An 11701-nucleotide genomic window follows, 5' to 3' on the forward strand; every position below is an offset into this window, starting at 1 on the left:
CTCCGGTTTTTTCTTTATGGAAGCGCCCCGTCCCGCCCAATCCGCCGAGTCGAAGACGCATTTTCTCGACTACTGGCGGATCATCCGGATCCGCAAGGTCATCATCTTCGCCGTCTTCCTCCTGGTGCTGATCACTGTGACGGCGGTGACCTTTGTCATGCCCGAAGCCTTCTCGAGCACCGCCCGGCTGAAGGTGGACAAGGACACCCCCGACATTCAATTGTGGGGCGTCGGGACCGGTGGCCAGGGCTACGACCCGTACTTTCTCACAACGGAGTTTGAGGTGCTGAAGTCGCGCACGATCCTCGACGGCGTGATTGCCGATCTCCGTCTTGGGGAACGGTATGCCGAGCGCTACAAGAGCCCGCAGGCGTTCACCAGCCAGCAGGCCTACGAAATCCTGAGCAAGGAACTGGACGTCAAGCAGTACCGCAATACCAGCGTCATAGAGGTTTCAGCCACCAACCCGGATCGGCAGCTCGCCGCCGACATCGTCAATACCGTTGCCCGGCGCTATCAGGAATATCGGGAGAGCCTCCGCCGGGGTCGCAATGATCGCGGGTTGACCACGCTGACGAACCAGTTGGCCGATCTCGACGCCGAGGTGACCAAACGCCAGCAAAAGGTGGACACGCTGCGGATTGAACTCGGTGTTCCCGACAGTTTTGCGGAAGGCGGTGGCCCGTTCCAGTCCATCACGATTGACGAGACGCGCCGGCTGATGGCCACCCAGACCGAATTGGTGACCCGCATCACCCAGCAGCAGGAATTGCTCAAGAAACTCGCGGAGAAGACGAGTGTGGAGGAGCTGCGCAATACGTTGAATCTGCTCCGACCGACACCCCAGCTCGGGGCCCTGCTGGGCGATCTGACCGTGGCGGAGCAGCGCAAGGCGGTCTTCAACGCGGAGCTGGGTGAAAAACACCCCGAGGTGGAGAAAATCAAGGGCCAGCTCGCGGCCATCAACCGTCAGTTGGACGATGTCGTTGCCGGAACGTTGTCGGCGATGAAGGCCCAGCTTGAAACCGACATGGCCACGCGGGTGACCATTGCCGAGCAGCTGGAGCGGGCGAAGCGTGATGAGGCGGAATCCATCGAGAAGTACCGGCCCTACATGCGGCAAAAGAAGGATCTGGACACCATGGTCCGCATGCGGGAGGCGATGACGCTCCAGTTGGCCCAGGAGAACATCAACGCCGCAATCTCCAAGCAGGCCAGCGTCGAAATCATTGACCCCGGCGAGCCCGGCATGCGGCCGGTCCGACCCCGCAAGGGCCTGAACATCGCCCTCGGGGCCATTGCCGGGCTGCTGCTCGGGGTCGGACTGGCGTTCTTCATCGAGTACCTGGATACCAGCGTGAAGACCATTGATGACGTGGAGCAGGCGCTGGGCGCCCCGGTCCTCGGCGTCATTCCACAGAATGTCACGAGCCTGCTGAAGGAGGGGCCGGAAAGTCCCCATGCCGAGGCCTACCGCGTGCTGCGGACGAATCTTCTGTTCTCACGGAAGGATTCCAACCTGCGAACGATCACGGTGGTGTCCGGAGGCGCGGGCGAGGGCAAGTCCACAACGCTCTTCAACTTGGCGGCCATCTTTGCGCAGCAGGGCAGCCGTGTGCTGATCGTGGATTCCGACCTCCGGCGTCCGAGCCTTCACAAGCTGTTCAATGTCTCCAACAACGTCGGGCTGACGAACTATCTGCTCAAGCAAAACCCCCTGGAAGAAGTCATTCAGACGACCGAGGTGCCCACCCTGGACTTTCTGCCGAGCGGCAAGCTGCCGAGCAGTTCGATGGGAATCCTCAATTCGTCGGCCATGCGGGCCTTCATTGACGAGGTCAAGAGCCGCTATGATTTCGTGTTCTTCGATTCACCGCCGATCATGGGCGTCAGCGACGCCTCGGTGCTCGCCAGCGAGGTGGACCTCGCAATCCTCGTCGTGCAGTACCGCAAGTACCCGCAACAGATGACCTTGCGCGCCAAGCAAATGGTCGAGAAGGTGGGCGGTCGCATGATGGGGGTGGTGCTGAACAACATCAACATCTCGCAGGACAGCTACTACTACTACTACAGCGGGTACTATTACGACTACGACTCCAAGAGCTCCGGCGATGCCCGTCCTTCGGGCGAAAAGGCGTCCAAGCCGACCCCCGAGTTGAAGAAGAAGTACTGACACCCCCGTCTCCTTTCGACAGCGCTTCATGAACGGAAATCATTCCCCACTTGCCTGGTGGTTGTCCTGGATCAGCCTGGCGGTCAGTTGCTTCCTGGCCGGGTGTGCCACCGACAGCCCGCCGCCACCCACCGTGGCGCCCCAACCCGCCGGCTCCAGCCTTTCCGGCATCAGTGCGGACGTGTTGCGTCCCGGCGACCGGATCAAGATCGTCTACAACGACATCCCGGATCCCCCCACGCCGGTGGAACAGGTGATCCCGGAAGACGGCAAGATCCTGTTGCCGCGGGGAATTGAAGTCACCGTCTCCGGAAAAAAGCGGTCCGACGTCGAGCGGGAGATCGCCACCATTTACGTCGAGGAGGAGCGCATTTATCGCAAACTCACGGTGACCATCGAGCGGATGGCTTCGTTCGTTTCTGTCGGCGGCGAGGTCCGGGTGCCGAGCTCGATTGTGTACCGCGGGGATTTGACGGTCCTGGGGGCCATTGATGCCGCGGGCGGCTTCACGGAGTACGCAGATCGGCGGGATGTCATCCTGACGCGGGCGGCCACGCAGCAGCAGATCCGCGTGAATGCCCGCCGGGCGATCCGCGATCCCAAGCTCAACCTGCCGCTGTATCCCGGCGATTCCGTGCACGTGCCGCGCAGCATCTGGTGATTCTCGAACTCCAGCGGCTCGACCCGGGCCACAATGGGGAGGTCTTTGGCGTCGAAGCGCGCCCGTTCATGGTGGGTCGGGCCGGGGATGCGGACGTGAGACTATTGGCACCCGGGGTTTGGGACCGTCACTGCATCATCCGGCCCGATGTGGCCCTTGGGTTTGTGGTGGAGCCGGGAGAGTACGCCCCCGTGTCGGTGAATGATGCGGTCATCCAGGAACGGCGGCGGCTGCGTCCGGGAGATCGCATCGGACTTGGAAGCGTGACGCTTCAATTCCGGTTGGCGCCGACCCGGCAGCGATCGCTGGTCTGGCGGGAACAGGGGACCTGGCTTGCCCTGGCCGGCGCCGTGGGGCTTCAGATCTTCCTGGCTCTGGCCTGGCCCGGTTGACCCGGTGCCGAGGTTCATCCGCCCGGGGGGGGCGAATGCGGGTTGACAACCGGACCTCCCGGTCACAGTTGCAGGCGGGCATGGTGGAACCGCTCCCAGAACACCGATCCCGCCCGCTGCTTCGCGTGCGGGACGTCTCCAAAGCGTATGATGGACGTCCTGTGTTGCGCGGGGTGTGCCTCGACCTGGCTGCCGGCGAGCGGCTGGCGTTGACCGGGCCGTCGGGCAGCGGAAAGACCACCCTCCTGAACTGTCTCGGCGGTGTGGATCGGGCGGATTCCGGGTCCATCGTTCTGGACGGCACCCCGTTGGAATCGCTCGATGCCGATGCGTTGGCGGGGCTTCGTCGGCACCATCTGGGGACCGTTTTCCAGTTCTTCCATCTCCTGCCGACCCTGACGGCCGCGGAGAACGTCGAGTTGCCGCTGCAGCTCATCCGTCATCCGGCCGATCAGCGGCGGGAGCGGGTCCGGTTTCTGCTGGAGCGGGTGGGGTTGACGGCGCGCGCCGCGGCGTTTCCCGCCGAGCTTTCCGGAGGCGAGCGCCAGCGGGTGGCCATCGCGCGTGCCCTGGCACACCAGCCGGCGCTTCTGCTCGCGGATGAACCGACGGGAAATCTCGATTCCAAAAATGGGGCCAACGTCCTGCGGCTGCTCTGCGAGCTGACGGCGGAGACCGGCGTGGGATTGATCCTCGTGACCCACAGCCGTGAGGCGGCCGGCGTTTGCCATCGGGAGCTTCGCCTCCGGGACGGCGCCGTAGTTCCGGTCGGGGCGTCCGCAGGGTCCGTCGCGACCGATGGCGCCGACGGAGGCTGAGGCGATGCCCGGGCTGCTGACATGGCTTGGGTTGTTTGCACGGCGCCTGACGTGGCGGCACTGCCGGCGCACGCCGGGATCCACCGCGTTGCTCGCCGGGATTGTTGCCCTCGGTGTTGGGGCGTTCCTTGCAGTGCGGCTCGCCAATCGCGCAGCCGTCGCCAGTTTCCAGAATTTCACGGAGATCGTCGCCGCAGAATCCGATGCGATCCTCCAGGCACCGGCGGGACATCTGCCCGAAACGGTGCTCACCGAGCTCCGGGACGCCCTCGGGGCGGCCCCGGTTCGAATCCTGCCGGTGCTTGAATCCACGGCGAGCCCGCCGCGTATTCCCGGACAGGATGCCATCGGCTCCCGGATGACCTTCACGATGCTGGGGGTGGATTGGATCGCCATCGGCAACTTCGTGACCCGGGGGCCACCGCCGTCCGGGTCTCCAAAACCGGACGGTGGCGCTGGGGCTTCGGAACGAGCCGTTTGGTCGGTGCTCCGGGATTCGCATTCCGTTCTGGTCAGTCCTGAGCTCGCACGGGCCCGCGGACTGCGGCTTGGTGACGAACTGCCGCTGATCATTCAGGAGCGCGTGATCCGGCTGCGGGTGGCCGGGATCCTTCCCGAGGTGGCCGGACGTCCGCGTCCACCGTCCCAACTGCTGGTGATGGACCTCCCGGCGCTCCAGAGGCACGCGGATGCCTTGGGGCGGTTGAGCCGTGTCGAGTTCCTCGTGGACGAAGGTCCGGGCCGCGTTGAGCGGGTCCGGCAGTTGCGTGAGGTTTTGCAGGGTGTCGCGACCCTCCCGGACGGGTCGGTTCGATGGCGACTGACCACGCCGGCGGGACGGCGGGCGGGCGCGGAAACCATGACCAGGGCGTTTCGATTGAATCTGACGATCCTGTCCTTATTGGCGCTGGTCGTCGGAATGTACCTGGTGTTTCAGGCTCTGGACGGTGCCGTGGTGCGTCGGCGGGAGGAGATTGCCATCCTTCGGTCGCTGGGGGTGCCACCGCGGGCGCTCCGGCAGGCGTGGCTCGCCGAGGCGGCGATGCTCGGTGTCGTCGGAGGCGGCATTGGGCTGCTGGTTGGATGGCTGGGCGCCCAGGGCGCGGTGCGACTGGTCGCGCGCACGGTGAACGCGCTGTACCACAGCAGCCCGGCGGATGCGGCGGGTCTGCATGGCGGTGAGGCGGTTGCGGCGTTGATGATCTCCGTGCTGGCGTGCGTGCTGGCGGGATGGCTGCCGGCGCGGGCGGCGGCGGCGACCCCTCCGGCCCAATTGCTGGCGCGGGCCCATGGGTCTCCCGCCAAGGGACGGCGCGACGGTCTCCGAATCACAATCGCTGCCGGGTTGGCCGCGGCGGGCGGCCTGCTGTGTGTGCTGCCCCCGCTCCGGCTTGAAGGAGGTGGGCGCCTGTCACTGGCGGCTTATGCGGCCGCGCTGGCCTGGGTGCTGGCCGCCGGAATCCTTGGGGGTTGCCTGTTGCGTGTCCTGGCAAACCGCCTTGGATTCCTTGGTCCGCATGCGGTGACGTGGCGGCTGGCGCTGTCCCAGTTGCGGCACCCTTCAAGCCGGCACCGGCTTGCAGTCGCCGCGTTGGTGTGTGCTGTGGCAATGACGGCCGGCATGGCCATTCTGGTCAGCAGTTTTGACCACACCATGCGGGGGTGGATCACCCGGACCTTTCAGGCGGACCTGTACGTGTCCAGCGACGGCGCGCAGAGCGCCTCCACGGAGAACCGGATTTCGCCGGAGACATGGCGCTCGGTCGCTGCCCATCCCGCTGTGGCCCGGGCGCAGGTGATGCAGGCCGTCCGGGTCGAACTGGAGTCCGCGGACACGATGCTGGTGGGCTGCGACCTCGACTTTTTCCGCGATCACGCCCGGCCGGCCTGGGTCTCCGCCCCGGTCTCGGACGCCGTCTTCGATTCCGGGCTCAATGCAGGCCTCGTCCTGGTCAGCGAAGCCTTTGGGGAGCGATTCCGGATCGGTGTTGGTGATTCCATCCCGTTGCCGACGCCGTCCGGGTTGCGTCCGGTCACGATCGCCGGCGTGTTTGCCGATTACGGGAACGAGCGGGGGTCCGTCCTGCTGGATCGGAGGCGCTTTGCGGAATGGTTTGGCGACGAGCTGGCCTCCAGCCTGATCCTGCTGCTTCATCCCGGTGCCGTGGCGTCGTCGGTGCGCTCCGAGTTGCTGGTGGCGCACCCCGGCCTGGCGGTGTTCACCCAGGAGCATTTGCGATCCGAGGCGCTGCGCATCTTCCGCCAGACCTTTTCCATCACGTATGCGCTGGAATTGATCGGGGTGACCGTGGCGGTGGCCGGACTGGGCTTCACGCTGGTGAGTCTCTGGTGGGAGCGCCGTGAGGAATTGATGACGCTCCGCAGCCTGGGCCTGCGCCGCGGCGAATTGGCGGCAGCGGCCGCCTGGGAGGGCGTATTCATGGCGGGGGCGGGCGTCACCATGGGCCTGGCGGTGAGCCTGGCCCTGGGATGGCTGCTGATTCACCGGGTGAACCGGCAGACCTTTGGCTGGACACTGGAGACCCATTGGCCGTGGGCGTCGCTGGCGGGATTGGCCGGACTGGTCATCGCCGCTGCGTGGCTGACTGCCTGGGCCGCTGGCGCGCGTGGGGCGCGCCTCCCGGCGGAGCGTGAGGAATGACGGGAGCACCCGGAGCCTTATGAGCCTCACAGTCACCGGAAAACCGCGATGGTCCCGTCCTCCGGGCGGGCTGTGGATGCTTGCGCTGACCGCGCTCCTTTCCGGATCGGGGATTGCGAGGGCCGCCGGGCCGTTGGACTTTGCCCTGCCGCAACCGGGGCGGGCCTTCAGCTTTCCGCGGGACCACGGCAGCCATCCGGAATTCGCCCTGGAATGGTGGTACGTCACCGGGGAGCTCCAGGAGCCTGACGGCGTCCGCCATGGCTTTCAGGCCACCTTTTTCCGACGGGCCAACCCCCTGGGACCCGACGCCGGAGCCCCCGCGACCGCGAGCTTCGGCGACGCGCATCTGTATCTGGCCCACATGGCCTTCCTCGACGGCGCGTCGGGAACCTTTCTCCATGAGGAACGGCTCAACCGGGAGGGATGGGACGCCGGGGCTTCCGTCCAAACCCTGAACCTGCGTAACGGGAATTGGTTCCTGCGCATGGCTCCCGAGGGCGGAGAGGATCCGTCCCGCCCGGTGCTGGAGCTCCAGGGCGGCATTCGCGCGGACGTGGCGTTCCGCCTCACCCTGACCCCGCGCAAACCGTTGGTCGTTTTCGGAACCAACGGGGTGTCTCGGAAGGCGGCGGAGCCGTGGGCTGCGAGTCATTACCTGACGTTTCCGCGGCTTGCGGTCACGGGGACGCTGAAGCTTCAAGGCCGGGATCGAGTGGTCCACGGCGAAGCCTGGATGGATCATGAATACAGCTCGAGCCAGCTGGGAGCGGGTCAGGTCGGCTGGGACTGGGCCGGGATCCGCCTGAACGACGGACGCGAGGTCATGGCCTACCGGTTGCGCCGCGACGATGGAACCTCGGATCCGTTCTCGACGCTGGCCTGGGTGGATGCCGGCGGCGCGGTGCGCCACCTGGACGCCACCCAGTTTCGCTGGGTGACTGAGGGGCAATGGCGGAGTCCGGCGACGGGTGCGGTGTATCCCGCCCGTGTGCGCCTTGAAACGCGGGATCCGGAATCCGGGGCGCCGTTGGTGCTGCAGTTGGTGCCGGTCCGGGCGGCCCAGGAGTTGACCGGTGGCCTGGGTGGGATCGCGTATTGGGATGGGGCGTGCAGGGTCCTCGACGCGGCGGGCCGCGAACTGGGAAATGCGTTTCTGGAGATGACCGGATATGCCGCATCCCTGGCGGGCCGGCTATGAGCTGACGACGCCCGTTGCCGCCCCGGTTCGCCCAGGTAGGGTTGCCGGACGGTGACGGACAACTCTGAACAGGCGGCGGTCGGTGACGCGGCGGCTCGCGGGCCCGAGTCCCGCCTGCCGGAGCTCCTCGCCCCTGCGGGCGACTGGGAGTGTGTGCGCGCCGCGGTCGAGAACGGTGCCGATGCGGTTTATTTCGGGCTCGACCGCTTCAACGCGCGCATGCGGGCCCGGAATTTCACCGAGGCCGATCTGGCACCGCTGATGACCTTCCTGCACGGGCGGGGGGTTCGGGGCTATGTGACCTTCAACACGCTGGTGTTCACCGAAGAACTGCCGGCAGCGGCCGGATATCTTCGCAGCATCATCGCTGCGGGTGCGGATGCGGTCATCGTCCAGGATGTCGGGTTGTGCCGGCTGGTCCGGAGGCTTTCCCCGGACTTTCCGATCCACGGGAGCACGCAGATGACCGTGACCAGTGTTGCGGGTGTGGAATTTGCACGAGCGCTCGGCTGCAACCTCGTGGTGCTCGCCCGGGAAAATTCGCTGAAGGAGATTTCCGAGATCCGGTCGGGATTGCGGTCGGCCCATCCCGGATCGGCTCCGTTCCCGCTCGAAGTGTTCGTTCATGGCGCGCTGTGTGTCGCCTATTCGGGACAGTGCCTGACGAGTGAGGCGCTGGGCGGTCGCAGCGCGAACCGGGGTGAATGCGCCCAGGCCTGCCGGATGCCCTACGAGTTGATCGTGGACGGGCGCCGGATGGATTTGGGGGACCGTCACTACCTCCTGAGTCCCCAGGATCTTGCCGGCCTGGAAGTCCTGCCTGAATTGGTGGCCGCTGGTGTCGCCTCGCTGAAGATCGAAGGACGTCTGAAATCCCCGGAGTACGTCGCCGCGATCACTCGAATCTACCGGAAGGCCCTGGATGCCCTGGCGGCGGCGGGTCACGGAAGCGCCCCCAGCAACGGGGTCGGGGCCGGAGATCGCTACGGCATGGAGATGGCGTTTTCCCGCGGCCTGTACACCGGGTGGTTTCGCGGGATCAACAACCAGGAACTGGCGCACGGTCGTTTCGGCAAGAAGCGTGGCGTGCTCCTTGGCGAGGTGGTTCGTGTCGCCCCCAAGGGCGTGGTGGTGCGGCTCACCGGTCGCGTTCAGGCCGGCGATGGCGTGGTTTTCGATGCGGGCACGCCGTCCGACAACGAGGCCGGCGGCCGGGTTCATGGCGTCCGGGAGCTGGCCCCCGGGGAATCCGGGTGCCCGCTGATGGAACTGCGATTCGGGCCGGGTGCGCCGGATCTCCACCGAGTCCAGCCCGGGAATCGCCTTTGGAAGACGGACGATCCGGCGCTGAACCGCGAAGTGCGGCGCACGTTCGAGGGGGAGGCTCCCCGGTTTCGACGCCCGATATTCGCCGAGGTTCACGGCGTCGCCGGCACCCCGCTGTCCCTCATTCTTCGTGATGAATTGGGCCACGTGGCCGAGGCGTCGTCGTCCCTGCCCCTGACCCCGGCAGTGCACCAACCGTTGACCCAGGAGCGGCTGGAGGCGCAGCTCGGCCGCCTGGGAGGAACCCCCTTTCGGCTGGCAACGCTGAGAAGCCACCTGGATTCCGGACTGATCCTGCCCGTCAGCGAGTTGAACCGCGTGCGGCGGGACGCGGCACGGGCGCTGGAGGCGCAGCGTGCGACCCCGCCCCGGTGGTGTCTGGAGGTGGCCGATCCGGTGATTGCGGTCGAACCCGATGGTGTCGCGCGCGCGATCGGCCGCGTTGAGGTGCCGGAACTGGTGGTGCTGGTGCGCCGCATGGATCAACTGGAGGCGGCGTTGGATCATGGGATTCGGACGGTGTACTGCGATTTTGAGGATCCCAAGCGGTACCGGGAGGTGGTGCGTCAGGTGCGGGCATTGGAACGTGACGGGGTGCGTCCGGAGGTCTGGCTGGCGCCGCCCCGCATCACCAAGCCGGGTGAGGATTGGATTCTCGACCAGGTACGGTCGGCGGAGGCCGACGGCTTTCTGGTGCGCAATCCGGATCACCTCCGGTCCTTCGCCGGTCACCGGAGGCGCGGTGACTTTTCGCTCAACGTGGCGAACCCGCTCACCGCGGAGCATTTCATCCGAGGTCACGGTCTGGAACGCGTCACCGCGAGCTATGACCTCAATGTGGATCAACTGGAGTCGCTCGTGACCGCGGCGCCGCCGGCGTGGTTTGAGGTCACCCTGCACCAGCACATGCCCCTGTTTCACATGGAGCACTGTGTCTTTTGCGCGTTTCTTTCGAAGGGAACGGACTACACCAATTGCGGGCGTCCGTGTGACCGCCACGAGGTGCGGCTGCGCGACCGGGTCGGGCTGGAGCATCCGCTCAAAGCGGACGCCGGATGTCGGAACACCGTGTTCAACGCGCGGGCCCAGACGGGCGCGGAATCGGTGGAACGTCTGAGGACCCTCGGCGTGGGGACCTTCCGGATTGAATTCGTGAACGAAACCTCCGACGAGGTGGCGGCGATCCTCAGTCGCTACGGCTCGCTGTTGCGCCGGGAGATTTCGGGAGCCGCCCTGTGGCGGGATCTCCGTTTGGAAAACCGGCTGGGCGTGACCCGGGGCCAGATGGCTCCGGAGGCATCGAACCGTGCGGCGGCCCGTTGACTCCGGCCGATTGCCCAGGGCTTTCCCCACCATTCTCGGAGATTTTTCGGGTCGGACCGGGTGGCGGCGATGGGCATCCGTATTTTTCCGAAAATCGTATTGCAGTGAAGTGCCCGATTGGTAATCTCTGCGCTCCCGTTGCCGGCTCCGGCAGACACTTGCGAATCGTTTTTGGCCTCCAATGCCCACCATTAACCAGTTGGTCCGTCAGGGCCGGGTGAAATTGAATTACAAGAGCAAGGCTCCTGCCTTGCACGGTTCGCCGTTTCGCCGGGGCGTCTGCCTGCAGGTGATGACCCGCACGCCCAAGAAGCCGAACTCGGCCATGCGCAAGGTGGCCAAGGTCCGCCTGACCAACGGGGTCGAGGTGATCGCCTACATCCCGGACGAGGGACACAACCTCCAGGAGCACTCCATCGTTCTGGTCCGCGGCGGCCGCGTGAAGGACCTGCCCGGTGTCCGGTACCACATTGTCCGGGGCACCCTCGATTGCGCCGGTGTCGAGAAACGCCGCGTCAGCCGCTCCAAGTATGGCGTGAAACGCCCCAAGGCCGCCAAGACCGCCGCCAAGTAATCTGCTGCCCCGCAACCTCCCCCCGTTCTTTGTATGGCCCGTCGTCGTCAAGCCGAGAAACGCCCGACTTCCGTTGACCCCAAGTTCAACAGCGTGCTGGTCAGCCGCCTGATCAACGTGATCATGCGGAGTGGCAAGAAAAACACGGCGCGACGCATCGTCTACGACGCGCTCGACGCGCTCGCGGAGAAGAATCCCGGGGTCAACACGCTCGACATTCTTCAGCGGTCCGTTGACAACGCCAAGCCGCGGATTGAGACAAAGGCGCGGCGGGTCGGCGGCGCCACGTACCAGGTGCCGCTGGAAATCCCGGTGGACCGTCAGACGGCCCTGGCAATGCGCTGGATCGTGACCTACGCCGACTCCCGGAAGGGCATTCCGATGAAGGACGCCCTGGCGTCGGAGTTGATGGAGGCCTTCCAGGGGCAGGGCAGCGCGATCCGCAAGCGCGATGACGTCCACAAGATGGCCCAGGCCAACAAGGCATTCGCCCATTTCCGCTGGTAGCCGCCACCGAACCAACCGACCGCCCCGCGGGCTGACCCGGGGCGTTTTTCATCCCCGGACCGCA

General features: G+C 66.0%; 9 protein-coding genes. All 9 read left to right on the forward strand.

What is annotated here, in order from left to right; translation table 11 throughout:
* The first annotated feature begins 16 nt into the window (after nt 1-16).
* The 9 genes from KF791_01950 (at nt 17) to rpsG (ending at nt 11637) form a co-directional block, all read left to right on the forward strand.
* Entirely contained in the window at nt 17-2173 is a 2157-nt protein-coding gene (locus KF791_01950) for a polysaccharide biosynthesis tyrosine autokinase (GenBank protein ID MBX3731338.1), read from the forward strand.
* 28 nt (nt 2174-2201) lie between these two features.
* Nucleotides 2202-2834, forward strand: coding sequence for an SLBB domain-containing protein (locus tag KF791_01955; protein ID MBX3731339.1), 633 nt, complete (start codon nt 2202-2204; stop codon nt 2832-2834).
* A complete protein-coding gene (locus tag KF791_01960; GenBank protein ID MBX3731340.1) occupies nt 2831-3226 on the forward strand; it encodes an FHA domain-containing protein in 396 nt (131 codons plus the stop codon). The genes KF791_01955 and KF791_01960 overlap by 4 nt, the downstream gene beginning before the upstream one ends.
* A gap of 80 nt (nt 3227-3306) precedes the next feature.
* The gene (locus tag KF791_01965; GenBank protein MBX3731341.1) at nt 3307-4044 is read left to right on the forward strand and encodes an ABC transporter ATP-binding protein; all 738 of its coding nucleotides are present in this window, start codon (nt 3307-3309) and stop codon (nt 4042-4044) included.
* Nucleotides 4025-6706, forward strand: coding sequence for an FtsX-like permease family protein (locus tag KF791_01970; GenBank protein MBX3731342.1), 2682 nt, complete (start codon nt 4025-4027; stop codon nt 6704-6706). Before KF791_01965 ends, KF791_01970 begins: the two co-directional genes overlap by 20 nt.
* 19 nt (nt 6707-6725) lie before the next feature.
* Complete coding sequence (locus KF791_01975) at nt 6726-7907, forward strand: carotenoid 1,2-hydratase (GenBank protein MBX3731343.1); 1182 nt, start codon at nt 6726-6728, stop codon at nt 7905-7907.
* A 51-nt stretch (nt 7908-7958) separates the two neighbouring features.
* A complete protein-coding gene (locus tag KF791_01980) occupies nt 7959-10556 on the forward strand; it encodes a U32 family peptidase (protein MBX3731344.1) in 2598 nt (865 codons plus the stop codon).
* Nucleotides 10557-10737: 181 nt separating this feature from the next.
* Nucleotides 10738-11130 (forward strand): 30S ribosomal protein S12, encoded by a 393-nt coding sequence (gene rpsL, locus KF791_01985; protein MBX3731345.1) that lies wholly within the window; start codon nt 10738-10740, stop codon nt 11128-11130.
* A 33-nt stretch (nt 11131-11163) separates the two neighbouring features.
* Nucleotides 11164-11637, forward strand: a complete 474-nt coding sequence (rpsG, locus tag KF791_01990; GenBank protein MBX3731346.1) for a 30S ribosomal protein S7 — start codon at nt 11164-11166, stop codon at nt 11635-11637.
* The last annotated feature ends 64 nt before the right edge of the window (nt 11638-11701 follow it).

This window comes from Verrucomicrobiia bacterium, from assembly GCA_019634635.1.
Classification (GTDB): Bacteria; Verrucomicrobiota; Verrucomicrobiia; order Limisphaerales; family UBA9464; genus UBA9464.